The 25,381-nt window shown below is 72.8% G+C and carries 15 protein-coding genes; 3 read left to right on the top strand and 12 right to left on the bottom strand.

Annotation, left to right across the window (positions count from 1 at the left end; genetic code table 11):
- Positions 1 to 171: 171 nt before the first annotated feature.
- Positions 172 to 1,914: a glycosyltransferase family 39 protein gene (locus tag ACZ53N_RS15585; RefSeq protein WP_469141383.1), complete on the bottom strand. Its 1,743-nt coding sequence runs from the start codon at positions 1,912 to 1,914 to the stop codon at positions 172 to 174.
- Between the two features lie 143 nt (positions 1,915 to 2,057).
- Here ACZ53N_RS15585 and ACZ53N_RS15580 point away from each other — a divergent pair, with 143 nt between their 5' ends.
- On the top strand, positions 2,058 to 3,956 hold the full coding sequence (locus ACZ53N_RS15580; RefSeq protein ID WP_469141382.1) for a glycosyltransferase family 2 protein: 1,899 nt from the start codon (positions 2,058 to 2,060) through the stop codon (positions 3,954 to 3,956).
- 101 nt (positions 3,957 to 4,057) lie between these two features.
- On the opposite strand, the gene ACZ53N_RS15575 is transcribed toward ACZ53N_RS15580, so the two are convergent.
- The 6 genes from ACZ53N_RS15575 to manB form a co-directional block, all read right to left on the bottom strand.
- The gene (locus tag ACZ53N_RS15575; RefSeq protein ID WP_469141381.1) at positions 4,058 to 5,209 is read right to left on the bottom strand and encodes a glycosyltransferase; all 1,152 of its coding nucleotides are present in this window, start codon (positions 5,207 to 5,209) and stop codon (positions 4,058 to 4,060) included.
- On the bottom strand, positions 5,206 to 8,028 hold the full coding sequence (locus tag ACZ53N_RS15570; RefSeq protein WP_469141380.1) for a bifunctional glycosyltransferase/CDP-glycerol:glycerophosphate glycerophosphotransferase: 2,823 nt from the start codon (positions 8,026 to 8,028) through the stop codon (positions 5,206 to 5,208). Before ACZ53N_RS15570 ends, ACZ53N_RS15575 begins: the two co-directional genes overlap by 4 nt.
- Positions 8,029 to 8,031: 3 nt before the next feature.
- A complete protein-coding gene (locus ACZ53N_RS15565; protein ID WP_469141379.1) occupies positions 8,032 to 9,279 on the bottom strand; it encodes a glycosyltransferase family 87 protein in 1,248 nt (415 codons plus the stop codon).
- Complete coding sequence (locus ACZ53N_RS15560; protein ID WP_469141378.1) at positions 9,276 to 10,880, bottom strand: hypothetical protein; 1,605 nt, start codon at positions 10,878 to 10,880, stop codon at positions 9,276 to 9,278. Before ACZ53N_RS15560 ends, ACZ53N_RS15565 begins: the two co-directional genes overlap by 4 nt.
- A gap of 4 nt (positions 10,881 to 10,884) precedes the next feature.
- Positions 10,885 to 11,706: a polyprenol monophosphomannose synthase gene (locus ACZ53N_RS15555; RefSeq protein WP_469141377.1), complete on the bottom strand. Its 822-nt coding sequence runs from the start codon at positions 11,704 to 11,706 to the stop codon at positions 10,885 to 10,887.
- Positions 11,707 to 11,786: 80 nt separating this feature from the next.
- Positions 11,787 to 12,866, bottom strand: coding sequence for a mannose-1-phosphate guanylyltransferase (manB, locus tag ACZ53N_RS15550; RefSeq protein ID WP_469141376.1), 1,080 nt, complete (start codon positions 12,864 to 12,866; stop codon positions 11,787 to 11,789).
- Positions 12,867 to 13,199: 333 nt separating this feature from the next.
- Between manB and ACZ53N_RS15545 the strand changes: the two genes are divergently transcribed.
- Positions 13,200 to 13,706: a GtrA family protein gene (locus ACZ53N_RS15545; RefSeq protein ID WP_469141490.1), complete on the top strand. Its 507-nt coding sequence runs from the start codon at positions 13,200 to 13,202 to the stop codon at positions 13,704 to 13,706.
- On the opposite strand, the gene ACZ53N_RS15540 is transcribed toward ACZ53N_RS15545, so the two are convergent.
- The 4 genes from ACZ53N_RS15540 to ACZ53N_RS15525 all read right to left on the bottom strand — a co-directional run bounded on the left by ACZ53N_RS15540 (position 13,634) and on the right by ACZ53N_RS15525 (position 21,603).
- On the bottom strand, positions 13,634 to 14,791 hold the full coding sequence (locus ACZ53N_RS15540; RefSeq protein WP_469141375.1) for a hypothetical protein: 1,158 nt from the start codon (positions 14,789 to 14,791) through the stop codon (positions 13,634 to 13,636). The genes ACZ53N_RS15545 and ACZ53N_RS15540 overlap by 73 nt on opposite strands.
- Before the next feature lie 78 nt (positions 14,792 to 14,869).
- Positions 14,870 to 19,894, bottom strand: coding sequence for an NAD-glutamate dehydrogenase (locus ACZ53N_RS15535; protein ID WP_469141374.1), 5,025 nt, complete (start codon positions 19,892 to 19,894; stop codon positions 14,870 to 14,872).
- 474 nt (positions 19,895 to 20,368) lie between these two features.
- Positions 20,369 to 21,031 (bottom strand): HAD family hydrolase, encoded by a 663-nt coding sequence (locus ACZ53N_RS15530; RefSeq protein ID WP_469141373.1) that lies wholly within the window; start codon positions 21,029 to 21,031, stop codon positions 20,369 to 20,371.
- A gap of 68 nt (positions 21,032 to 21,099) precedes the next feature.
- Positions 21,100 to 21,603 (bottom strand): DUF6912 family protein, encoded by a 504-nt coding sequence (locus ACZ53N_RS15525; protein ID WP_469141372.1) that lies wholly within the window; start codon positions 21,601 to 21,603, stop codon positions 21,100 to 21,102.
- Positions 21,604 to 21,893: 290 nt separating this feature from the next.
- Between ACZ53N_RS15525 and ACZ53N_RS15520 the strand changes: the two genes are divergently transcribed.
- Positions 21,894 to 22,427, top strand: coding sequence for an Rv3235 family protein (locus ACZ53N_RS15520; RefSeq protein ID WP_469141489.1), 534 nt, complete (start codon positions 21,894 to 21,896; stop codon positions 22,425 to 22,427).
- Positions 22,428 to 22,494: 67 nt separating this feature from the next.
- On the opposite strand, the gene secA is transcribed toward ACZ53N_RS15520, so the two are convergent.
- On the bottom strand, positions 22,495 to 25,317 hold the full coding sequence (secA, locus tag ACZ53N_RS15515) for a preprotein translocase subunit SecA (RefSeq protein WP_469141371.1): 2,823 nt from the start codon (positions 25,315 to 25,317) through the stop codon (positions 22,495 to 22,497).
- Positions 25,318 to 25,381: the final 64 nt, after the last annotated feature.

Raw genomic sequence — 25,381 nt, 5'->3', positions numbered from 1 at the left:
TCCTCAATCGCCGGACGGGCTTGATGTGGCTGAGCTCAGCCGCTAAGCCCGTCCGGCGATTGAGGACACAGCACAGCAGCCCGTCCGGCGATTGAGGACGCGCCCGCAGGGCGCTCGCCGCCGCAGGCGGCAACGGACGGGCCCGCAGCCGCGAGATCCGCCGGGCGGGGCCTACCTACGGACGTACAGCGACACCGCGCCGCCGCGCACGAACGCCGAGGACTTCTCGCGGTAGAGCTCGCCGAGGACGGTGGTCTTGGCGTGCTCGGCGCGTTGGGAGCGGATCCAGCGGTCCCCGGCGTGGGTGTCCGACACGACCCACACCCGGTCGCTCGCGGGGAGCCGGGCCAGGCGCGCGCGCAGCCCGGCGGCCGGCACCTCCTCACCGAAGAGGGTGCCGGAGGCGGCGGGCGACCTCTTGAGGGTGAGGTCGCGCAGGCCGGTGAAGTCCCGCGGGTACGCGAGGGCCACACGGCGCTCGTGCAGCGGCAGGAACAGCACCGCGTCGCCGGGCCGTGCCAGCCGCCCGACCACCGAGGCGGTCCGGGCGAGTTCGTCACCGCGGCTGTTCGGCAGTCGCTCGCGCTCCTGCTCGGGGAGCTGTCCGACGAAGGCCGCCACGACGACGGCGACAGCGGCCACCGCCACGGCCCACCGCCAGCGCGGGGGCGGGGGAAGGAGACCAGGCAGGAGACCGAGGAGCCGGTCGGCCCCGGCGGCAGCGAGCAGCGGCACGCCCGCGAGGCAGAACAGCAGATACCGGTCGAGGAAGAGCGGCTGCCATTGCGCGGCGGCGTACAGCAGGACCGGCGGGACGACGGCCAAGGGCAGGGCCACCGCGCCCAGGGGGAGGGCTCCGGCGCGGGCCCGTGGGGCGAGCAGCGCCATGGCGACGAGGAGGAGCGTGCCGGTGAGAACGGTGTCACCGGGGCCCGCGAAGGCGCGCAGCAGGGCCTCGGCCTCCTCGGGGCCGGGCGTCCTGATCCAGGAGACCTGTCCGCTCTGCCCCCGGGAGAAGAGCGCGAGCGGCAGCAGCACCAGCGCCGCGGCCGACGCCGCGCGCCCCCACCCGCGCCAGGTCCGCCACGCCGCCCGGGAGAGCAGCAGGGTCAGGCCGTGGGCGGCCAGCAGCAGGATCGCGAATTCGTGGAGCAGTGCGGTGACCCCGACGACCGTGCCGTAGCCGGTCCAGCGCCCGTACGAGGGATGTTCGACGGCCCGGATCAGCAGCCAGGTGGCCAGCGCGGCGCCGGTGGCGACGAGCGCGTACGAGCGGCCCTCCTGCGCGTAGTGGCTGACGAACGGGGTGGTGGCGTAGAGCAGCCCGGCCCACAGTCCGACCCGGGGGCGGGCCAGTCGGCATCCGATCGCGCCGACCAGGGCGGCGGTGGCCGCGGTGGCGAGGACGGACGGCACGCGCAGCGCGAGCTCGTCGTCGCGCACGGCCAGCACGGCGTGCATGAGGAGGTAGTAGAGGCCGTGCACGGCGTCGATCGTGCCGAGGAGGTGCCAGATCTCGGGCAGGGAGCGGCGGGCCACCTGGTAGGTCGCGCTCTCGTCGCGCCACATCGTGCCCCGGTCCAGCCCCCACAGGCCGAGCGCGAGCATCACACCGGCGGGCGCGAGGACGGCGGCCGCCGCCGTACGCCGCCGTACGCCCCGAGGCGGCGGCGCGGCCGCCGGGCCCGGCGCCTCGGTCGTCTCCCTGTCCGGCGGCGGGCTTGGCGCCTCGGCCACCTCCTTGCCCGGCGGCGGGCCCGGCACGTGCTCCCTGTCCGGCGGCCCGCCCGGCTTCCTGCCCGGCATTCCGTCCTGCCCCGGCCCCGACCCCGGCCTCGGGTCCGTGGCGGCGGATCGGCGCGCCGCCGCCCGGTCGGCGCGCCGCGCCGGGCCCACGAGTCCTGCCAGTCCCATCAGTCCGGTCCGCCCCATTCCGGCCCCTCCCCTCATCCCTGCCGCTCCTTGTCCCGGCCCCGGCCCGGGTCTCCGCGCCCGGTGACCGCGCCTATGGGCGCAATGCCCTGCTTGATGCGCATCTGTAGGTAAAACTGTGTTCTGTGGAAGCGAGCGACAGCGAAACCTTCGAGCGCGACCCGGACGCCCCGCCTGTCGCGCGGGTCTGCGTGGTCGTCATCGGCTTCAATGACGCCGGGCACATCCGTGACGCCGTCCACTCCGCCCTCGCCCAGGGCCCCGCCGTCGCCGAGGTCATCGCCGTGGACGACGCGTCCACCGACCGCACCGGCGCGTATCTCGACGAGCTGGCCGCCCGCCACCCGCGCCTGCGGGTCATCCACCGCCCGGCCAACAGCGGTGGCTGCGGTACCCCCCGCAACGACGGCGTACGGGCCGCCACCGCGCCGTATGTGATGTTCCTCGACAGCGACGACGTGCTCCCGCCGGGCGCGGCGGACGCCCTGCTGGGCGCCGCCCTGCGGCACCGGGCCCCCGTGTCGGCGGGCCTGTGCGTACGCCGGGAACTGCCCCGGCGCCACGACACCCGGTGGCAGCCCGGGCTCTACCGGCGGCCCGCCGTACGGATCCCCGGGGACCACCCGGCGCTCGTCCACGACACCCTGTGCGTCAGCAAGCTCTACGCGCGGGACTTCCTCACCAAGCACGGCATCGCCTTCCCCGAGGGCCCCTTCCCCTACGAGGACTTCGTCTTCACCGCCCAGGTCCTCGCGGCGGCGCCCTGCGTGGCGACCGTGCCCGACACCGTCTACATCTGGCACGTGCGCCGCGACGCGGCGAAGCCGTCGATCTCCCTCGACCGCGACCGGGTCGCCAACTGGCAGGCGCGCCTGGCCGCCCACCACCGGAGTGTGGAGATCCTCCTCGACTCCGGCGGCAAACCCCTCGCGCACGCCGCGCGGGTGAAGTTCCTCGACCACGATCTGCGCATGTACGTCCGCGAACTGCCCACCCGCAGCCCCGCGTACCGCCGCGCGTGGTGGCGGCTGGCCCGCGACCGGCTGGCCGGGTACGACGAAGTCGAGCTGTGCTCCGCCCGGCTGCCCGCCCGCTGGATCGCCCGGGTCGTGCTGGCCTCCGAGACGCCGCGCGACCTGGACCGGCTCTCCCAGCTGGCCGCCCGCCCGGCCCGGCTGACGCCGCCCTATGCCGAGACCGACGGACGGCCGGTGTGGGCGGAGGACCTGCCGCGGGTGGAACTCGACGGGCTCACCGGCCCCGGCTCCCCACCGCCGCACCGGCTGCCGATCACCGTCGACGCGGGAGCACGCGCCCTGACCGGCCCCCGCGCCGCGCTGCGCGGGCTGCCGTCGCTGCCCTCCCTGCCCGGGCTCCGCCCCTGGCCTTTCACCCGGGCGGACGACCACGGCCCGCCACCCTCGCCCGCCCTGGCGGGAGCCGACACCTCGCCACGGCCGCCCGTGCCCCCGGGCGCTCCCCCGTCGCCGGCGCCGCCCGCCCCCGCCGGGCCCCGCTTCGAACTGGGGCTGCGCGTCCACGACCTGTACGGGCGCCTGGCCGTGGCCCGCCCGCACACCGTCGACATCGAGCTGCGGCACCGGGACGGCCGCGCGCTCCTCACCCGCAGTCTCCCGCTGGCCCACGACGGCGCGCAGTGGACCGCGCACCTCTCCTTCGGCCTCAGCGCGCTGGCCGCCCGGGGCCGCCGCGACGGCACCGCCGCACCGCAGGTGTGGGACGTGCGGGTGCGGGTGCACTGCGCGACCGGGGCCTCCTTCCGCACGACCGTACGGGCCGTCGACGGCGGGCTGCGCCGGACCGTCCTGCCCAGCCTGCGCCACGGAATCCTGCTGGCCCAGCCGTACGCCACGGCCGGCGGCTCCCTCGCGCTGCGGCTGGCGCCCGGTGCGCGCAGCGCGCTGGACATCGCCCTGCGCAGGCTGCGCCGGGCGCGAACGCGCTTCGCCTGCCGCGGGCGCCACGGCCTTCTTCTCGACCCGCCGCCCTCTGACGACGCCTAGGCCGTGTCGTCCGCACCACCGCTGCGCGGCGGTGTCCTCAATCGCCGGACGGGCTTTCTGCACCACCGCCCCCTCTCCCCGATCCGCTCCCCACTCCGGCCCTACCGGTCGATCTCCTCGAACAACGCCTCCCACCGGTCCAGCACGGCGGGCAGGGCCAGCGGGGCGACGTGGGCGCGCGCGGCGCGGCCGTAGCGCTCGCGCAGCCCGTCGTCCTCGACCAGCTCCCGCAGGGCCGTGGTGAACGCCGCCGTATCGCCGGGCGGCACGAGCGTGCCCGTGCGGCCGTGGTCGACCAGCTCGCGCACACCGCCGGACAACTCGAAGCTCACGCAGGGCACCCCGGCTGCGGACGCCTCCGCGAGCGCCATCGGACGCCCCTCGCGCTCGCTGGTCAGGGCCACCACGGACAGCTCCCGGTACGCGGCGGCCATGTCCCGCACGCTGCCCCGGAAGCGGACCCGGCCCGCGACGCCGAGCCGCTCGGCCTGCGCGCGCAGCTCCGGCTCCAGCGGGCCGTCACCGAACAGGTGCAGCTCCCAGCCGGGCCGGTCGGCGCAGGCCGCGGCGAAGGAGTCGACCAGCCGGTCCAGCCGCTTGACCGGCTCCAGTCGCCCGACCGCGCCGACCCGCCGGGTGTCCAGGGGTGCGGGGGCGGCGGCGGTGAAGGGCACCGGGTTCGGCAGCGCCGTCGCGTTGGGCAGCCGTCGGCGGCGGAAGTCCGCCGCGTCCGGCTCGCTGAGGAACACCGACTTCTCCAGCGCCGGGTAGTGCCGCAGGATCAGCTGGAGATTCGGGGAGTGACAGGCCTGGAAGAACGACTCGTGGTACTGCCCGATGCCCTTGAGGTGCGGCCTGTCGACGGCGTTCAGCCAGACCGCGGCCCAGGGCGAGCCGATGATCACGTAGCCGTCGGACACCGCCGCGAACCGCCGGGCCAGCCGCGCCCGGGCCAGCTCCCGCTCCCGCCGCTCGGCCCGTGCCTCCCGCAGCCGGGCGGGATGCAGCCGCTCGGCGAAGGAGGCGGCCCGCCAGGCGGGCGCGGGCGGTGAGCGGTAGAGCGTGGTGTGCCGGTACTCCGGGGCGGTGACGTAGGTGTGGGGCTCGGGGCTCGGCCGGATCCCGATCAGATCGACGCGGTGCCCGCGCTCGGCGAAGCCCTGGGCGAGGGTGTGCAGCACGCGCTGCGAGCCACCCATGGAGTCCACGTCGATGCCGACCAGGAAGACGTTACGGAGTGTGCGCGGGCTCACCGGGCCCTCCCTTCTCGTTCCTCCGCGAAGAACAGGTCGACGACGGCTTCGCTCGCCCGCCCGGTCTCGTGGGAGTTGAACATCTTCTGGAACCGGCCGTACGCCGCCGCCCACTCCTCCCGCACCGCGCCCACGTCCTTCAGCGCCCCGGCCAGTTCGTCCGTGGTGGCGAGCATCGGGCCGGGGGCGATCTCGGCCAGGTCGTAGTACGTGCCGCGCGAGGTGGTGCGGTACTGCTCGTAGTCGTCGGTGTAGAGCAGGATGGGCCGCCCCAGGTTGGCGTAGTCGAACATCACCGACGAGTAGTCCGTGAGCAGCGCGTCGGAGGCGAGCAGCAGGTCGTTGAGGTCGGTGAAGTCCCGGCCGTCGCGCACCGCGTGGCCGAGCTCGCGGGGCACGGTGTACCGCTCGTAGTAGTGCGGGCGGACCACGATCGTCCATTCGTCGCCGGTGAGCGGGACGAGCCCGGCCAGGTCCACGCGGATGGATTCGCCGCTGCCGCGCGCGCCGTCGCGGAAGGTGGGGGCGTAGAGCAGCACCTTGCTCGTCTCGGGGATCTGGAGCCGTGCGCGGGTGGCGGCGGCCCGGGCGCGCTGCGCGGGTTCGTCCCCGCGGACGAGGACGTCGTTGCGGGGCAGGCCGGTGCGCAGCAGTTCGCCGGTGTAGCCGTTGGCCCGGACGAAGGTCCGCTCGAATTCGGTGCTGGGCGAGATGAGGGCGTCCCAGCGGGCGACCATCTCGCGGTGCTGCCGCTTGCGTTCGGGACTGGCGAGCCGGAGCTCCGGCACGTCGAAACCCATGTGCTTGAACGCCTGGCCGTGCCAGGTCTGGAGGTAGCGGGTGCCGGGCCGCTTGCCGTAGATCATCGGGAAGCCGTGCGAGTCCACCCAGTAGCGCGCGCGGGCGACCGCGTGGACGTACTCCCAGCTGCCCCGTCTGATCAGCGGCACCCCCTTGGGATAGGAGGAACGGCTGCCGGAGTAGGACCACACGGCGCGCAGTGGCAGGCCGCGCCGGAGCAGCTCCTCGTGGATATAGCGGGGGCTGTCCGCGTAGCCGCGGCCCTCCAGCGCCTCGAAGATCACCAGCTCGTCGTCGATGGGCAGTTTCTGCAGCTCGTGGTAGGTCAGGGCCTTGGCCCGGGGGCCGGTGACGCGGCGGGTCAGCCGGTGGATCCGGCGGCGCAGGGGCGTGAGGCGCGGGGCCAGGATCTCGGCGTGGCCGAGGGCGCCCGCGCGCTCCCAGGTGAAGGTGAGCCGCCCCGCGCCGTGCTCCTCGCAGTGCACCCGGACGCGGTGTCCGGCGAGCGGCCCGTGCAGGGGCAGGGCCACCCGCAGGGCGGGCAGGCCGGCGGGGGCGAGCAGGGGGTCGGTGCGGGAGAGGCCCAGCCGGCCGAGGACGACGACGGGGTGGCGGCGGCCCCGGTACCCCTTGGGCCCGAGCGGGATCAGCCGTGGGTCCAGGGTGAGTTCGGCGGTGAGGACCTCGCCGTCCGCCTCCTCGTAGCGGAAGGGCACGGCCAGCGGTCTGCCGGTAGCGGCGAGCCGCAGCTCGGCCGTGACGGCCTTCGCCCCGGGCCCGGTCAGCAGCCGTGCCGGGTCGTAGGTGCGCAGGGTGAGCCGCAGCAGTGGTCCGTCGGCCTCCAGCCGGGCGACCTCGTGCCGCAGCGGTCCGGCGGCGAAGGGCTGGTCGTCCAGCCGCCAGTCGGTGATGTCGAGCCCGGCGGCGGCCCGCTCGTCGGCCGGCAGCTCCCGCCCCCAGTACGTGCGCCCGTCGCGCCGGACGACGTGGCGCGGGGCGAGTTGGGGGCGGTCGAGGGTGCGGGCGCACTCGGCGGCCTCGTCGAGCCTGCCCGCGCGCAGCAGGTACTGGCAGATCTGCTGCTCGCGCGGCATCGCGGTGAAGGCCTCGGCGGCGATGCCCTCCAGGTAGGGCGTGACCTCGGCGGCGAAGCCCTCGGTCCACCGGCGGTCCCGGAAGGGCAGGTCGCCGAGGTAGAGGCGGAAGTCGTGGCGGAGGAACTTCTCGTCCTTCGCGGGCCGCAGATCCGCGTTGCCCGTCTCCTCCAGGAAGGTGTCGATGAGCCGGGCCACATGGATCCGGTCCGCCACGTTGCGGAGTTTGTGGCGGCTGGAGGAGATGGACAGCCGGTCCGGGTCGGCGGCGAGCCGCCAGGTGTAGACGGGCCAGGGGACGACGGCGAAGGACCGCGCGAGGGTGAAGGCCTGGGCGCTGAACAGCTGGTCCTCGTAGTGGATGCCCTCGGGGAAGCGCAGGCCCTGCCGGGCGATGAAGTCGGCGCGGTAGAGCTTGTTGGTCGAGAGGTGGTCGAGGAAGAATCCGGGCGCCCGGCGGATGCCCTCGACCAGCCGCACGTCCTCGAAGAGGCCGGGGTACCACAGGCCGGTGGTGCCGCTCTCCTCGAACAGCCGGGTGACCTCACCGGTGACGAGGTCCGCCCCGGTCTCCTCGGCGGTGAGCAGCAGCGATTTGCAGGAGTGGTAGGGCAGTTCGTCGTCGCTGTCGAGGAACATCAGATGGGGCGCCCGGGCGGCGTCGATGCCCGCGTTGCGCGGGGCGCTGCAGCCACCGCTGTTGACCGGCAGCCGGATGTGGCGCACCCGGGGATCGGCGGCCGTCAGCCGTCGGGCGACGGCGAAGGTGTCGTCGGTGGAGCAGTCGTCGACGATGATCACTTCGAGGTTGCGCAGCGACTGGCCGAGCACCGACGCAACGGCGCGCGGCAGTCGCCCGGCGTCGTTGTAGACGATCACGACGACGCTGACGTCGGGGCCGGGAAGGGGGTGCGCGACAGTCACAGTTCACCTCGTTCCGGAGTGGTCCCGGGGGTCGGGATCACTACACAGAGAGTAAGCGCCACCACTGACAGTGACCTCCGGAGCCGGGAGCGGCCGTGCCCGCCACACGGCCGCGCACAGCGCGGCCGTCACTCCGGTGAACATGACGAAGTCCTTGAAGGCGTGCCGCTCGGCGCTCTGCAACTCCGGCCAGTTGACCCCCGCGACCTGCGGCACCAGCGGCAACCAGAACCACACCGAGCGCACCGCGGCCCCCCGGACCACCACCGACGCGACCAGCGAAGGCGCCACCACCACCGCGTAGTGGAGGAACGACGGCCGCGACACCAAGAACGCCGCGAGCATCAGCAGCGCCGCGCACTCCACGAGCCGCAGCCCCTGCTCTCCCCCACTCCGCCACCGCAGCCGGGCGAAGCCCAGCACCGCCACGGCCGCGCCCACCGCGAGCAGTGACGCGAGCGAGGGCGGGACGCCGAGGCGGGGCAGGACCGAGGGCCAGGCCGCGTCGTACGGACGGGCGTACGCGTCCTGCCCGTGCAGCAGGAACGGCAGCGTCCGGGTGAAGAACAGACCCGGCCGGGGCATTGCCCACGCGGCGACCAGGGACACCACGGCCGGGACGCCCACGGCCCAGGCCAGCGCCCGCCACCGCCGGGCGAGGACGAACAACAGCAGAAGGGGCAGCAGTATCGGCTTCAGCGCGACCGCCACCCCCACGACCACGCCCGCCGCGCCCCAGCGTCCGCGCCGCGCCAGGAGCAGCGCCGCCGGGAACGCGAGGGCCGAGAACACGGTCCAGTTGGCGAGGTGGACGACGCTGCGCAGCGGCAGCCACACGCCGAGCCCGGCGACCGTGAGCGCGGCGAGCCGACTGTCCGCCCGGACGCCGAAGATCCGCAGGGCCGTCACGACGCTCACCAGGACGAGCAGGGCCGTGACGGCGGGCGCCACGTGGGACACCCCGCGATCGGTGAGCAGCGTCTCGGGCACGGCCGCGAAGACGGCGCCCGGCGGATAGAGGAACCGTTTGTCCGCGTAAGGCGAGCCGCCGTCGAGCAGCGTCCGGGCGGCCCGCACCACCACCGCGTTGTCGACGCCCAGCCGGCCCGCGCTCGCCTCCTGCCACACGCTCAGCGCGTAGACGAGCGACGCCGTCGCGAGCACCGGCCACGGCGCGCCGCCGCGCAGCCACCGCCCGGCGGCATCGGACCCGTCGAACGGGGCCACAGGCCGGGTGCCGGGCGCGGTCATCCGGCACCCCCGGCCTTGGTCGGGCCGACGCCCCGGGCCGAGACGACGCCCCTGGCCACTTCGGCGACCTCGAACAGGGCCAGCCCGCCCGGCCCCCGGGCGACCTCGCGCAGCGCGGGGTCGCCCGCCGGCAGCCCGGGGCCGCCGGTCCGCTGCACCACCCACCGCGCGCCGTACTCCTTGAGGATGCCGAGCCGCTCGGCCCGGGCGGTGGCCGGGTCGAAGTAGCGGCGGGTCGCCTCCCGGCGCCGCCGCTCGTCGGGGAGGAAGAAGTCGGGGTAGGCGGGGGCGACGGTGTACGGCCCGTAGGCCGGGAGCATCCGCAGCGCGAGGTAGTCGTCCGTCATCACCGTCGCTCCTTTGGGCACATGGCGGGCCGCCCAGACGAACGACGGCCAGGGGGCGATCCGGTGGACGTCGCGCAGCACCGGCGGAAGGGCCGTGTCCCGCAGGACGTAGGTCAGCGCACCGGCCTGCGTCCAGGCACCGGCCAGCAGGGCCAGGGTCACCGCCGCCACCGCCGGGGCCACCGCGCGCGACCGGCGCGCGAAGGCGTCCGCCCCGGCGTCCGCGACCTCGATCGCGAGCGCGAGCTGGGCGGGCAGGAGGACGGCGGGCAGGATCCGGCCCCAGGCGTAATGGCCGCTCTGCCCGCCCGCCGCGAAGACGGCGAGACCCAGCAGGAAGAAGATCACCAAAGGGTCGCGGCGGTCGCGCCACCACCGCGCCCCCAGCGCCACGACACCCAGCCCCACCAGGCAGAACTTCGTCAACAGATGGTCGTAGAGCGGCCGGTGGATGTCGTCCAGCCCGCCCGCGCCCGGCAGCGAGAAGAAGGGGTAGTACGGCCACAGGGCGAGCACCACCAGGGTCAGCACACCCGCCGCCCCGGCCCGCGCCCACACCGCGCGGACCGGCCACGGCCTGGCGCCCAGCAGCATCGCGGCGGCGCCGAGCACGGCGACCGCGCCCGTGAACTGATGGCTGAGCAGCACACAGGCCAGCAACGCCCCGAGCGCCAGGAACGCGGGCAGCCCCCGGGCCGCCTCGGTGCGCCCGCCGAGGGCCCGGCGCAGCAGGGCGAGGAAGTGGAAGGCGAGGCCCAGGGCGAAGGTGCTCGGATAGGCGAGGCTCAGGCACAGCGAGGTGAGGCCCGGAAAGCCGCTCCACGCGAACAGCCGCACCCCGTAGAGCAGCAGCACGCACAACAGGGCCAGCGGGACGGCCGCCGCCCGGCGGGTGAAGGTGACGACGAACGCCCGGACGCCGGTGACCAGCAGGACGAGACCGACGAACGCGGCCAGCCGCAGCACGGGGAAGGTGTGCCAGCCGGTCGCCTCGGCGGCGACCGCCAGCAGCACCGTCCACGGCGAGTAGTAGGGGCTGGCGGTGTGCGCGTCCACCAGGGGGTTGCCCGGGTGGGACAGGTCCGTGCGCAGCCGTTCGAGGACCGCGGCGTGCACTCCGAGGTCACCGGCCCAGGGCAGCCGCACCACCATGAGCAGCAGCAGGGCGACCAGCAGCAGGACGGCGCCGCCCGCGGCCCGCCGCCCGGCGTCCGATCCGGGGCGCGGGAGGCCGGTGGTGACCCCGTGGGCCACGCGCTCAGCGAGCGGGCTTGTGGGCGGGTGTGCCGGAATCACGGACGGCCTTCGCGCGCAGTCGCCACGGCATGGCGACGGATTCGAGCTGGACGGACAGGTTCATCTTCGACTCGCCGACGGTCCGGTCCTCGAAGTGGATGGGCACCTCCACGACGGTGAACCCGGCCCGCAGCGCCCGGTACTTCGTCTCGACCTGGAAGCTGTAGCCGGCACTGTCGACGGAGGAGAGGTCGACGGTGCGCAGCGCGGCGGCGCTCCAGAGGTTGAAGCCGCCGGTGATGTCGCGGACGCGGGTGCCGAGGATGGTGCTGGCGTAGGCGTTGGCCCAGCGGGAGAGCAGCCTGCGGTGCGGGCTCCAGGCCTCGGAGAGGGTGCCGCCGGGCACGTAGCGGCTGCCGACGACGACGTCCGCGCCGGTGGCGAGGGCGACGCCGAGCATCTCGGCGACCTTGCCGGGCGGATGGCTGCCGTCGGCGTCCATCTGCAGGACGTACGCGGCGCCTTCCTCGACGGCGCGGGCCATGCCCGCCGCGTAGGCCCGGCCGAGGCCGTCCTTGGTGGTGCGGTGCAGGACGCCGACGCGGGTGCGGCCCGGCTCGTTGTACTGCTCGGCGAGGCCCTCGGCGACCTTGCCGGTGCCGTCCGGGCTGTTGTCGTCGACGACCAGCAGCCGCAGCCCCTCCAGGGGCAGGGCCATCAGGGCCTCGGCCATCGCGGGGAGGTTCGCCGCCTCGTTGTACGTGGGCATCACCACGGTCGTCGCGGTGCGTGCCCACTCGGCGGGGAGCGGGGGCACGGCGGCGGGGGTGTGCGTGGGTCTCATGGGCCTGTCCTTGTGGGTGTGGCGCCGGGTCGGTCGGAAGGGGAGGGGGGCTCGCAGCGGGGAGAGAGAGCCATGGGCGGTCAGACGGCGGAGAAGCGGATGGCGGCGTCGGGGATGGTCATGCCGCACCAGACGCGGGCGCCGTCGCACAGTTCGTTGTCCGCGCCGATCTCGGCGTGGTCGCCGATGACGACGCCGTCGAGCACCGTCCGGGGACCCACCCGGGCGCCCGCGCCGACCATGGAGGCCCGGATCCGCGCGCCCTCCTCGATCCGGGCGCCCTCCAGGACGACGGACCCCTCGACATCGGCGCCCGCCGCGACGTGGGCCCCGGCGCCGACGACGGTGCCGCCGCCGAGCAGGGCACCGCTCTCGACCCGGGCACCGGGCAGCACCAGGTACTCGCCCGGCTCGCCGGGCACCGCCGGGGAGCGGACCACGCCCCGTACGAGGTCGGCGGACGCCTGCACGAAGGAGGCCGGGCGGCCGAGGTCCAGCCAGTACGCGGCGTCGACGACGCCGTGCAGCAGCGCCCCGGCGGCCAGCAGCCCGGGGAAGGTCTCGCGCTCCACGGAGACCGGCCGGCCGGTGGGGATGGAGTCGATGACCTCGCGCCGGAAGACGTAGGCGCCCGCGTTGATCTGGTCGGTGACGATCTCGTCCGGGTGCTGCGGCTTCTCGGTGAAGGCGAGGACGCGGCCGTCGGGGGCGGTGGGGACGAGGCCGAAGGCGCGCGGATCCGCCACCCGGGTCAGATGGAGGGTGATGTCCGCCCCGGCACGCCGGTGGCTGCCGAGGAGGCCGGGGATGTCGAGGCCGGTGAGGATGTCGCCGTTGAAGACGAGCACGGGCTCGTCGGGACCCGCGGCGAGGGCATCGGCGGCGCCGCGGATGGCGCCGCCGGTGCCGAGCGGCTCGTCCTCGGTGACGTAGGTCAGCCGCAGCCCGTGGGCGGAGCCGTCGCCGAAGTACGGCTCGAAGACCTCGGCCAGGTAGGACGTGGCCAGCACGACGTGGTCGACGCCCGCGGCCCTGGCGCGGGCCAGCTGGTGGGCGAGGAAGGGCACGCCGGCGGCCGGGACCATCGGCTTCGGCGTGTTGAGGGTGAGCGGCTGGAGCCGGGTGCCCCTGCCGCCGACGAGCAGTACCGCCTCAGTCATGCCACCGTCCTCGTACGTCGTTCCCGCACGTCCTCGCACCTGCCGTCGCGCATCGCCGCCCCGTCCCGTCGTCGCGCATCGTGTCGCCACTGTCGCACCATGTGAGTATTCGCGGCAATTTACACTACAATCGGTTCTCTGTTGGCAAATGTCTGCTTTGCGTGGCGACCGAATCGACCGTATCTGGAGAAGCCCTTGCGACCGGCGAAGCGATCGGCGAAGCGACCGGCCCCCCTGACGGAAACGCGCGGAACGCAAGCGACACGAGAAAGACGAAGAACGCGAGGAGGCCGCGCACCGCGGGGGAAACACGCGTCCGGCCCCCCGGGGCTGCTGGCGCTCGGCCGGGAGTTCGCGAAGTTCGGCACCGTGGGCGGGCTGGGGATCTTCGTCAACCTCGCGGTGTTCAACCTCTGCCGCGCCACGACCGGCCTGCCCGTCGTCCGGTGCAGCGTGATCGCGACGGTGGTCGCCATCGCCTTCAACTACCTGGGGCTGCGCTACTTCACCTACCGGGACCGCGACAAGAGCCGCCGCAGCAGGGAGATCGCCCTCTTCGCCGTCTTCAGCGCCGTCGGCCTGGTGATCGAGAACGGCGTCCTCTACATCGCCACCTACGGCTTCGGCTGGGACACCCCCTTCCAGAGCAACCTCTTCAAGTTCCTCGGCATCGGGACGGCGACCCTCTTCCGCTTCTGGTCCTACCGCGCCTGGGTGTTCCGCGCCCTGCCCACCCGCGAGCCGGCGGACGACGGGGACGGCTCCCCTCACGGGGATCCCACGAACAGCACGAGCAAGCCGGCCGCATACCACCCCGAGACCACCGCACCTCCACCGTAGAGACAGACCTGGACCATTAAGGGAGCACGCGCGAGCGGCCGCGCCACCAACAAAAGCGGAACCGGCAGGAACGGCAGCATGAAGCGCGGCTTGGAGAACGGCGAGCCGGGCGTCCCCATCATCAGCAGCCACGCCCCGGCGACCACCACGACCAGCGGCCACGGCACACTCCGGTCCAGCGCCAGGGCGAGCACGGCCACGGCCGTGAGCAGCACCAACGCGAGCACGGCCGCGTTCCGCGCGTCGGTGACCCGCTCCGGCCTGCCGTAGAGCAGGACGCTCCGCAGGAAGTCCCCGGTGCCGACGCCGAAGTCGAAGGTCTGCCCCCAGGCCCGTTCCGCCTCGAACCAGCCGTCCACCCGCCCCACCCGGCTGCCCAGGTACAGCCAGCTGCCGACCAGCCCCAGCGGCGCCAGGGCGAGCGCCGCCCAAGCCCGCGCGCCACCTTGCCCCCGGACCGCCGCCCACCCGGCGGCCAGGACGAGCACCCCGATCGGCACCACCGCCGTCGGCCGCACGGTGCCGGCCACGACGCACAGTACGGCGGCCGTCAGCCGGCTCCGCCGCGCCAGGGCCACCAGGGCCCACACCAGGGCCGCGCTGAAGACGGCTTCGGAGTACGGCACCCACAGCGCGAAGGCATACGGCGAGCAGGACCACAGCGCCACGCACGCGTACCCCGCCGCCGCGCTGCCGCCCAGCGTCCGCACGAGCCGGTGCACGCCGACGGCGGCCACCGTGGCGGCGCACCAGGAGACCAGCACCCCCGCGTACACCACGGGCAGCCCGGTCAGCAGCCGCGCGCCCCGGATGAGCAGGGGGACGAGCGGGAAGAAGGCGAGCCGGGAGAAGTCCGGCAGCCCGCTGGGGCGGTAGGGGATCCGGCCCGGGTAGCCGTGCTCGGCCACGGCCAGATAGTTGCCGCTGTCCCAGCGGCGCAGCAGCCATCCCACGCTGTGCCCGAGATGGCGGTTGACCAGCAGCAGGACGACGAACCCTACGGCCGCGAGAACAAGGTGCACCGCCGCCGCGGCAAGGGCCTCACGGCGCGGCGCGGTGGACCACAGCCGCGGAACGACCTTCATCCGTCTCTCTTAGCACGGCGAAGGGGCGGCCCCGGGAGAACTCCCCCGGGGCCGCCCCTTTCAGCCGTTCGGCGCAGATCAGTTGTGCGTACGCAGCAGGGTGCGCATCGTCCTCATCGCCACCGACAGGTTCGCCAGGTCGAACGCGTCCGAACCGCGGATCTCGTCCAGCGTCGTGCGCGCCCGGTTCAGCAGCGCGGCGTTCTTCTCCTCCCACGCCTCGAAGCGCTCCTCCGGGGTGGAGCTGCCGTTGCCGACGGCGAGGATGTCGGAGGTGAGCGCCGCGTGGGCCGCGTACAGGTCCTCGCGGATGGAGGCACGGGCCATGGACTGCCAGCGGTCGGACCGCGGCAGCTCGATGATCCGGTCCATCAGCTGGCTGATGTGCAGCCGGTCGCCGAGGTCGTAGTAGACCTCCGCCACGTCCAGCGGGTCCTTGCCGGTGCGCTCCCCGGTGGCGACGATGTCGAGCGCCGGGAAGACGGACGAGAAGCCCGCCACCCGCACCGCCAGGTCGTCCGGGACCCCGGCGTCGACCAGCTCGTCGTGGATCGACTGCCACCACTCGCTGTCGGCGCCGCGCAGCAGCTTGGGCAGCTGGAACCAGACCGCCGCCACGCCGTCGCGGAAGAAGTCGATCGTCTCGGCGAGCTGGAGCGGCTGCGGGCGGTTGTTGAGCAGCCAGCGGGTGCCGCGCTCGACCAGGCGCCGCGAGTGCAGCCGGATCCGGGTCTGCACCTCCGCCGCGACCGTGTTGTCGAGGGTCTCGACGGCGTCCCAGACCCGGCCCAGGCCGAAGATCTCCCGGGCCGCGGTCTGCGCCCGGACGATCTCCTCCAGGGAGGCCCCGGTCTCTTCCCGCAGCCGGTGCAGGAAGGTCGAACCACCGCTGTTGACGGTGTCGTTGACCAGCACCGTCGTAATGATCTCGCGACGCAGGGCGTGCGCGTCGATCTGCTCGGCGAAGGTCGTCCGCAGCGCCTCGGGGAAGTACGCGAAGAGCAGCCGCTCGAGGTACTTGTCGTCCGGGAGGTCCGTGGCGAGCAGTTCCTCGGCCGTGGTGATCTTGATGTAGGCGAGCAGGACGGCGAGCTCGGGCTGGGTCAGCCCGCGGCCCTGGGAGAGCCGCTCGCGGATCTGCCGGTCGTTGGGCAGGAACTCCAGGGCGCGGTCCAGGTGCCCGTCACGGGTGAGCCGACGCATGATCCGCTGGTGGGCGTGGAGCAGGCTGGGGGCCTGGGCCACGGCGTTGGCGAGCGCCGTGTTCTGCGCGTAGTTGTTGCGCAGGACCAGCTCGCCGACCTCGTCGGTCATCTCGGCGAGCAGCTTGTTGCGCTGCTTGACGGTCATGTCGCCGTCGGTGACCAGGGCGTTGAGCAGAATCTTGATGTTCACCTCGTGGTCCGAGGTGTCCACGCCGGCGCTGTTGTCGATGGCGTCGGTATTGCAGCGTCCACCAACAGCGTGCCCACCGGTGGACTCCGGTCCGCCCGACAGCGCGAACTCGATCCGGCCGAGCTGGGTCAGACCCAGGTTGCCGCCCTCGCCGACGACCTTGACCCGCAGGTCCTGGCCGTCGACGCGGATCGCGTCGTTCGCCTTGTCGCCCACGTCCGCGTGCGACTCGGTGTGCGCCTTCACGTAGGTGCCGATGCCGCCGTTCCACAGCAGGTCGACCGGCGCGTGCAGGATGGCCTTCATCAGCTCGGCGGGGGTCATCTTGCTGACGCCCGCGTCGAGGCCGAGGGCCGCCCGCACCTGCGCGTTGACCGGGATCGACTTCGCGCTGCGGGGGTGGACGCCACCGCCGTGCGAGAGCAGCGAGGTGTCGTAGTCGGCCCAGGAGGAGCGGGGCAGCTCGAACAGACGGCGGCGCTCGGCGTACGAGGTGGCCGCGTCCGGGGTGGGGTCGAGGAAGATGTGGCGGTGGTCGAAGGCGGCCACCAGGCGGATGTGCTCGGAGAGCAGCATGCCGTTGCCGAAGACGTCACCGGACATGTCACCGACGCCGACGACCGTGAAGTCCTCGGTCTGGGTGTCGTGGCCCAGCTCGCGGAAGTGCCGCTTGACGGACTCCCAGGCGCCGCGGGCGGTGATGCCCATGCCCTTGTGGTCGTAGCCGGCGCTGCCGCCGGAGGCGAAGGCGTCACCGAGCCAGAAGCCGTACGACTGAGCGACCTCGTTGGCGATGTCGGAGAAGGTCGCGGTGCCCTTGTCGGCGGCGACGACGAGGTAGGTGTCGTCCTCGTCGTGGCGCACGACGTCCTTCGGCGGCACGACCTCGCCGCCGACCAGGTTGTCGGTGATGTCGAGCAGACCGGAGATGAAGGTCTTGTACGAGGCGATGCCCTCGGCGAGCCACGCGTCACGGTCCACCGACGGGTCCGGCAGCCGCTTGCCGACGAAGCCGCCCTTGGCGCCGACGGGCACGATGACGGTGTTCTTCACCATCTGCGCCTTGACCAGGCCGAGGACCTCGGTGCGGAAGTCCTCACGCCGGTCGGACCAGCGCAGACCACCGCGCGCGACCTTGCCGAAGCGCAGGTGCACACCCTCGACGCGCGGGGAGTAGACCCAGATCTCGAACGCGGGGCGCGGGGCCGGCAGGTCCGGGATCGCCTGCGGGTCGAGCTTGAGGGAGAGGTAGCCGTGCGGCTTCCCCTCGGCGTCACGCTGGAAGTGGTTGGTGCGCAGCGTGGCCTTGATGACGGTGAGGAAGGCGCGCAGGATGCGGTCCTCGTCCAGGCTCGCGACCTGGTCGAGGGCGCCGTCCAGCTCCTCCAGCAGCCCGTCGATCAGCTCGCGGCCGGCGCGCTGGAGCGCCGGCGACATGCGTGCCTCGAAGAGGTTGACCAGCAGCCGCGTGGTGTGGACGTTGGTGCTGAGGGTGTCCTCCATGTAGGACTGGCTGAACGGCGAACCGGCCTGCCGGAGGTACTTCGCGTACGCCCGCAGCACCATCGCCTGCCGCCAGTCGAGACCGGCCCGCAGCACCAGGTTGTTGAAGTTGTCGTTCTCCGCACGGCCGGTCCAGACGGCGGCGAAGGCCTCCTGGAAGCGGACGCGGGCGTCCTCGCCCTCGACGCGCTCGGGCATCCGCAGACCGAAGTCGTAGATCCACGCGGTCTTCCGGTCCGAGCAGCGCAGCTCGTACGGACGCTCGTCGACGACCTCGACGCCGAGCCGCTGGAGCACCGGCAGCACGACCGAGAGCGAGACGGGCTCACCGGTGCGGTAGATCTTGAAGCGGCGCTCGCCGGGGGCCGCGCCGACCGGCTCGTACAGGCTGAGCTCGAAGTCGTGGGAGCCGCCGGCCGTCGTCAGCTTCTCCAGGTGACCGAGGTCGGAGACGGCGCTGCGCGGGTTGTGGTCGGCCTTGTAGCCCTCGGGGAAGGCGTGGCCGTAGCGGCGCAGCAGCTCGGCGGCGCGCTCCTCGCCGACCTCGGCGGTCAGCGTCTCGGCGAAGCCGTCCGCCCAGGAGCGGGCGGCCTCGACCAGGCGGGCCTCGATGCGCTCGACGTCGGCGTCGGTGAGGTCGCGCAGGGTGGCGCCCGGCTCGACGCGCACGACGAAGTGAAGACGGGAGAGGACCGACTCGGTGTTCCAGGCGGTGAAGTCGACGCTGGTGCCGCCCAGCTCCTCCTTGAGGATCTCGATCAGCCGCAGCCGGACGCCGGTGGTGTAGCGGTCGCGGGGCAGGTAGACGAGGGCGGAGTAGTAGCGGCCGTAGGTCTCCTGGCGCAGGTACAGCCGCAGCCGGCGGCGCTCCTGGAGGTAGAGCACGCTGGTGACGATGGACCGCAGCTGGTCGCCCGGGGTCTGGAACAGCTCGTCGCGCGGGTAGGTCTCCAGGATCTGGAGCAGGTCGCGGCCGTCGTGGCTGTCCGGGGAGAAGCCCGCGTCGGCGAGGACCTGCTCGACCTTGCGACGGACGACCGGGACGCGGCGCACGGACTCGGTGTACGCGGCGGAGGAGAACAGACCCAGGAAGCGGCGCTCGCCGGTCACGTTGCCGTCGGCGTCGAAGGTCTTCACCCCGACGTAGTCGAGGTAGGAGGGGCGGTGCACGGTGGCGCGGCTGTTGGCCTTGGTGAGGACCAGCAGCTTGTGCTCGCGGGCCTTGGCGCGGGCGTCCGCGGGCAGCCGGCTGAAGGACGGCGACGCGGGGCCGGCGAGGTGGGTGCCGGGCCCGGCGTGGTGGCCCTCGCCGTGGTGCGAGGGGTCGGAGCGCAGAATGCCGAGGCCGGTGCCGGGGACGGCGGCGAGCACGTCCTCCTCGTCGTTGTCGGTGGTGACCTTCGTCAGCTCGTACTCGCGGTAGCCGAGGAAGGTGAAGTGGTCGGCGGCCAGCCAGCGCAGCAGCTCACCGGCCTCGACGACGTCGGTGGCGGGGACGTCGGAGGGGACCGCCTCGGCGGGCAGGCTCTCGGCGATGCGCAGCGCGGCGTCGCGCATCTTCGCCCAGTCCTCGACGGTCTCGCGGACGTCGGAGAGCACGCGCAGCAGGTCGGCGGCGATCTGCTTGAGGTCACCGCGGTCGGTCTCGCGGTCGATCTCGACGTGGATCCACGACTCGATGAGGGCGTCGTGGGGCAGCTCGGCGTCCTTGCCGGTGCCGTGGGCGTCGCAGTTGGAGCCGAGGACCTCGAGCAGGCGGCCGGTCAGGTCACGGCGGACGATCACCTGCGGGTGGATCACGACGTGGATGCCGCGGCTCTGGCGGGAGAGCTCATTGGTGACGGAGTCGACCAGGAAGGGCATGTCGTCGGTGACGACCTCGACCACGGAGTGGCTGCACGTCCAGCCATTCTCCTCGACGGTCGGGGTGTGCACCCGCACGTTGGCGGTGCCCTGCGGCCGGTTCTCCGCGAGCCGGTAGTGCGAGAGCGCGGCCCCGTAGACGTCGACCGGGTCACGGCCGGTGAGGTCCTCCGGGGCGGTGTGCAGGTAATAGCGCTGGAGGAACGCGGTCAGGGTCTCCGGGTCGAGACTGCCCTCGCCCTTCGGCCCAGTCGGTTGTTGCCCCCCGGCCGGGCTGTTCTCAGCGACACGGGCCGCCCGTTCGAGCAGCTCGGCCTTGGCTTCGTCCAGCTTGGTCTGCATGTCCTCTGGCTCCTGTCGCGCGCCGTTGCGAGACATAGATGGTGATGGCATCACGTCGCGACGCGGGGTGTCCGGTCGTATTCGACGGTATGCCGGAATGAGGGAAGACCGGGCCGTTCCTGACCAACTTCGTCGGACGCGCCCGGTGGAAGGGATCAGCGGCCGCCCGGGCGAGGTGTCGCTCGGGGCGCAGGACAGGAGCGTCGTCGCCCCTGCTGGATATCGCGCTGATCACCTGGTAAGGCTATCGCTCTTCCGGGGGTTGCCGTCATGAGCCGTTTGTGTACAAAACCCGGGCCCGAAGTTTGACGATCTGGACAGCGACGCGAAGCCGTTCGACCCTCTTCCGTGGCCGAAAGTCGATGCCGACCCGGCCGAGGGCTGCCACCGACCCCGCCGACGGCCCCGGAATCCCCCGGCAGCCCTACCCCGGGCCCGGGCGGTCCAAGCCTCGACCGGCCCTCGATCCAGCCCTCAGCCGACGAGCCGCTCCGCCTCCGCGACGGCCTCCGCCAGGCTGTCCACGACGGGCACCCCGGCCGCCACCAGGCTGGCCCGGCTGTGCGACCCGCCCGTGTACAGCACGGCCCGCGCACCCACGTGGGCAGCGGCGACCGCGTCGTCGACGGCGTCCCCGATGACGACCGCGTGCCGCGCGGGTATGCCGTCGAGCCCGGCGAGGTGGCGGGCCATGTGCGCGGTCTTGCTGCCGCCCGAGGGGCCCGTCCGGCCGTCGACCCGGACGAATCTTCGCTCGATGCCGAAACCGCGCACCAACGGCACCAGCTGCTCGTGCCCGTACATCGACAGGATCGACTGTGTGCCGCCCGCGCCCTGCCAGCTCTCCAGCAGCCCCTCGGCGCCGTCCGCGAGGCCGCACCGCAGGTGATGGTCCAGATAGTGCCGGTGGAAGACCACGTCCATATGGTCCCACTCGGCCTGGGTGGGGAGACGGCCCATCAGCCGCTCGTAGAAGAGCGGGATCGGGACGCAGTACAGCTCGCGGTACCGCTCCAGGGTGATGGGCTCCAGGCCGATCTCCGCGAAGGCGGCGTTCGTCGCCGACATCACCGCGTCGATGTCGTGAAAGAGCGTGCCGTTCCAGTCCCAGACGATGTGTGCCACGTGCTTCCCCATGACAAGACCGTACCGACCACCTGTGACAACGCGCCGCCGACGCCTGGGCGGCGCAGGTCAGGCGCAGGTCAGAGGAGGTTCGGGAGCTCCTGCACGCCGAACCACATCAGCTCGTGGTCCTCCGCGCCGTCCACCGTGAAGCGCGCGTCCTCGTCACCGTGGTCCGCCGCGCCCAGGGCGGCCGCCGCGGCCGCGACATCGGCCTCGGCGTCGTCCGCGTCGACGTGCACGGCCGCCGCCTTCGCCAGCGGCACCGCCGCCGCGAGCCGCACCTCACCGAGCGCGGACTCGTCCAGCGCGCGGTCGGGGTCGGCGACCGCCGCGCCCTCGGGCACGTCCACCGCCACGACGACCCGTCGGCGCGGGGCGTCGGGGTCGGCCGCGATCCTGCGCAGCGAGGCCTGGGCGGCGCGGCCGAGCGCCGCGTACTCCAGCTCCTCGATGTCGTCGGAGACGTACCACTCGCGCAGCGCGGGAGTGACCGCGTAGGCGTCCAGCGGAGCCGGGCCCAGCTGCCCCGCCTTGTGCGCCTCGGCGAGACCGGGAAGGGTCAGAGGGACGTAGACGCGCATGACCGCCGCTTTCGTGAAGTGCCGCGAGGCTTACCAACCGTGCTGCCAGCATAAGGCGCACGTCCCCCTTCGAAGTGCGGGAGCCCCGCGCCCGGGTACCCCCGTTACCCCGCGGGCCCCGCTGTGCGCACGACTCGCGGCGCCGCGTGGCCCGGATAGGTGAAGCCCGGCGGGCGCTCCCCTGACGGGCGGCCGTCCTTGCCGCCCCGGGAAGCCCGCCGATAGAAGATCACCGACCGAAGCTACCGCCCGGTATGACCATCGGGCCCGGCATCGCGGGGGCGATCCGCATGAAGACGATCCGCAGCACCACCAGGACCGGCACCAGGGCCTTCGCCGGGGCCGCGACCAGGACCGCGGGAGGCACCAGGCCCGGCGCCCGGACAGGCGGCACCAGGACCGCTCCGCCGCGGCGCACGGACCCCCGGCGGCCGGGCACGGATCCGGCCGCCCGGCACCGCGAACGGGAACGGCTGCCGCGCTACTGGTTCGCCAACCGGCTGCTGCTCACCCTCAGCGGACAGCGCCCGGTGCACTGGATGCTCGGGCACACCCTGGGCGCGGCGTACGACCAGCTGACCGCGCTGGCCCCGCAGGCACCCCTGCGCCCCGCACCGCCGGGCCGCCGCGCCCCGGTCGTCCGGCGCTGCGATGAATTCCGGCCACGGCCGGAGGTGATCGAGGCGTTCGCCCGGATCGCCTCCGGGGACCGGCTGCGGGCGCTGGCCTTCCGGCTGGAGCAGGGCACGGACCTGCGCTGGCGGTGCTCGGCCGTCGAGCTCGGCGGAACCGCCGTCCCGCACACGGCGGGCCTCCGGGAGTGAGCGACGCGCAGGAGGCGGTGGCGGAGCACTTCCGTGCCCCGCCACCGCCTCCTGTGCGCGCTGTCGGCTACTTCTTGCGGCGGCGGCCGCCACCGTTCTTCTGGGCCTTGCGGCGCTCGGCGCGGGTCATGCCGTCCGCCTCGGACCGCACGGAGTCGTCGCTGGCGAAGTCGCCCTCGACGACACCGCCCTCGCCATCCACAGTCGGCGCGGAGAAGTGCAGCCGGTCGGGGCGCTGCGGGGCGTCGAGGCCCTTGGCCCGGATCTCGGGACGGCCACCGGCGGGCACGGCGTCCTGGGTGTCCTTGCGCAGGGACGGGCGCTCCGCGCCGTCCTGCACCGGGACCTCCTCCAGCTGCTGGTCGACCTGGACCTCCAGGTTGAACAGGTAGCCGACGGACTCCTCCTTGATGCCCTCCATCATGGCGGTGAACATGTCGTAGCCCTCGCGCTGGTACTCCACCAGGGGGTCCTTCTGGGCCATGGCCCGCAGGCCGATGCCCTCCTGGAGGTAGTCCATCTCGTAGAGGTGCTCACGCCACTTGCGGTCCAGCACCGACAGCACGACGCGGCGCTCGAGCTCGCGCATGATGTCCGAGCCGAGCTGCTCCTCACGGGCCGCGTACTGCTCGTAGATGTCGTCCTTGATGGACTCGGCGATGAACTCGGCGGTGATGCCCGCCCGGTCGCCGGCCGCGTCCTCCAGCTCCTCGACGGTGACCTTCACCGGGTAGAGCTGCTTGAAGGCGCTCCACAGCCGGTCCAGGTCCCACTCCTCGGCGAAGCCCTCGACGGTCTCCTGGCGGATGTAGTCGTCGATGGTGTCGTCCATGAAGTGCTTGATCTGCTCCTGCAGATCCTCGCCCTCCAGGACGCGGCGGCGCTCGCCGTAGATGACCTCGCGCTGGCGGTTGAGGACCTCGTCGTACTTCAGGACGTTCTTACGGGTCTCGAAGTTCTGCTGCTCGACCTGGGACTGCGCGGAGGCGATGGCGCGGGTGACCATCTTGTTCTCGATCGGCACGTCGTCCGGCACGTTGGCCATGGCCATGACGCGCTCGACCATCTGGGCCTTGAACAGGCGCATCAGGTCGTCGCCCAGCGAGAGGTAGAAGCGGGACTCGCCCGGGTCGCCCTGACGGCCGGAGCGGCCGCGCAGCTGGTTGTCGATGCGGCGCGACTCGTGCCGCTCGGTGCCCAGCACATACAGCCCGCCGAGCTCCTTGACCTCCTCGAACTCCGCCTTCACCGCGGCCTCGGCGCGCTCCAGCGCCTCGGGCAGGGCCGCCGCCCACTCCTCGACGTGCTCGACCGGGTCCAGGCCGCGCTGGCGCAGCTCCGCCTCGGCGAGGTCGTCGGGGTTGCCGCCGAGCTTGATGTCGGTACCGCGGCCGGCCATGTTGGTGGCGACGGTGACGGCGCCCTTGCGGCCGGCCTGGGCGACGATCGTCGCCTCCCGGTCGTGCTGCTTGGCGTTGAGGACCTCGTGCTGGATGCCGCGCTTGGAGAGCTGCTGCGAGAGGTACTCGGACTTCTCGACGGAGGTGGTGCCGACCAGGATCGGCTGGCCCTTCTCGTGCTTCTCCGCGATGTCCTCGACGACGGCGGCGAACTTCGCGACCTCGGTGCGGTAGATGAGGTCCGACTGGTCCTGACGCACCATCGGGCGGTTCGTCGGGATCGGCACCACGCCGAGCTTGTAGATCTGGTGGAACTCGGCGGCCTCGGTCATGGCCGTACCGGTCATGCCGGAGAGCTTGTCGTAGAGACGGAAGAAGTTCTGGAGGGTGATCGTGGCGAGGGTCTGGTTCTCGTCCTTGATGTCCACCCCTTCCTTCGCCTCGATCGCCTGGTGCATGCCCTCGTTGTAGCGGCGACCGGCGAGGATACGACCGGTGTGCTCGTCGACGATCATGACTTCGCCGTCCATGACGACGTAGTCCTTGTCCTTCTTGAAGAGTTCCTTCGCCTTGATGGCGTTGTTCAGGTACCCGACGAGAGGGGTGTTGACCGATTCGTAGAGATTGTCGATGCCCAGCCAGTCCTCGACCTTGGACACGCCGGCCTCGTGGATGGCGACCGTGCGCTTCTTCTCGTCGACCTCGTAGTCGCCGGTCTCCTCCAGGCCCTTCTGCGGGTTGGCCGCCTCGCCCTTGGTGAGCCGGGTGACCAGCTTGGCGAAGTCGCCGTACCACTTGGTGGCCTGGTCGGCGGGGCCGGAGATGATCAGCGGCGTACGGGCCTCGTCGACGAGGATCGAGTCGACCTCGTCGACGACCGCGAAGTTGTGACCGCGCTGCACCAGCTCGTCCTGCGACCACGCCATGTTGTCGCGCAGGTAGTCGAAGCCGAACTCGTTGTTGGTGCCGTACGTGATGTCACACGCGTACTGCTCGCGGCGCTGCGCCGGAGTCATGTTGGCGAGGATGCAGCCGACGGAGAGGCCGAGGAACTTGTGCACCCGGCCCATCAGCTCGGAGTCGCGCTCCGCGAGGTAGTCGTTGACCGTGATCAGATGCACGCCCTTGCCGGACAGGGCGTTGAGGTACGTGGGGAGGGTGCCGACGAGGGTCTTGCCCTCACCGGTCTTCATCTCCGCGACGTAACCCAGGTGCAGGGCGGCACCGCCCATGAGCTGGACGTCGTAGTGCCGCTGGCCGAGCACCCGCTTGGCGCCCTCACGGACGGTGGCGAACGCCTCGGGCAGCAGGTCGTCCAGGCTTTCGCCGTCCGCGAACCGCTGCTTGTACTCGTCGGTCAGGGCGCGCAGCTCGGCGTCGGAGAGGTTGACGAAGTCCTCTTCGATGGAATTGACCTGGTCCGCGATGCGGTGCAGCTTGCGCAGGATCTTGCCTTCTCCTGCACGCATGATCTTGCCGAAGACGGACACGTAGGCTGGCTCCTTGCCGGTCGGGCCTGGCGCTGGGGAGACCCCCGCCGCAGGCAGGGGTCGG

It is taken from the genome of Streptomyces sp. NPDC033229, from assembly GCF_055576875.1.
This window is presented reverse-complemented; position numbering and strand designations above follow the sequence as displayed.

Excerpts from the sequence above, each read along its gene's own strand:
- ACZ53N_RS15555 (WP_469141377.1), bottom strand. The coding sequence starts at position 11,706 with ATGAGACCCACGCACACCCCCGCCGCCGTGCCCCCGCTCCCCGCCGAG.
- ACZ53N_RS15535 (WP_469141374.1), bottom strand. The coding sequence starts at position 19,894 with ATGCAGACCAAGCTGGACGAAGCCAAGGCCGAGCTGCTCGAACGGGCG.
- ACZ53N_RS15520 (WP_469141489.1), top strand. The coding sequence starts at position 21,894 with ATGAAGACGATCCGCAGCACCACCAGGACCGGCACCAGGGCCTTCGCC.
- ACZ53N_RS15530 (WP_469141373.1), bottom strand. The coding sequence starts at position 21,031 with ATGGGGAAGCACGTGGCACACATCGTCTGGGACTGGAACGGCACGCTC.
- manB (WP_469141376.1), bottom strand. The coding sequence starts at position 12,866 with ATGACTGAGGCGGTACTGCTCGTCGGCGGCAGGGGCACCCGGCTCCAG.
- ACZ53N_RS15585 (WP_469141383.1), bottom strand. The coding sequence starts at position 1,914 with ATGGGACTGGCAGGACTCGTGGGCCCGGCGCGGCGCGCCGACCGGGCG.
- ACZ53N_RS15525 (WP_469141372.1), bottom strand. The coding sequence starts at position 21,603 with ATGCGCGTCTACGTCCCTCTGACCCTTCCCGGTCTCGCCGAGGCGCAC.
- ACZ53N_RS15540 (WP_469141375.1), bottom strand. The coding sequence starts at position 14,791 with ATGAAGGTCGTTCCGCGGCTGTGGTCCACCGCGCCGCGCCGTGAGGCC.
- ACZ53N_RS15565 (WP_469141379.1), bottom strand. The coding sequence starts at position 9,279 with ATGACCGCGCCCGGCACCCGGCCTGTGGCCCCGTTCGACGGGTCCGAT.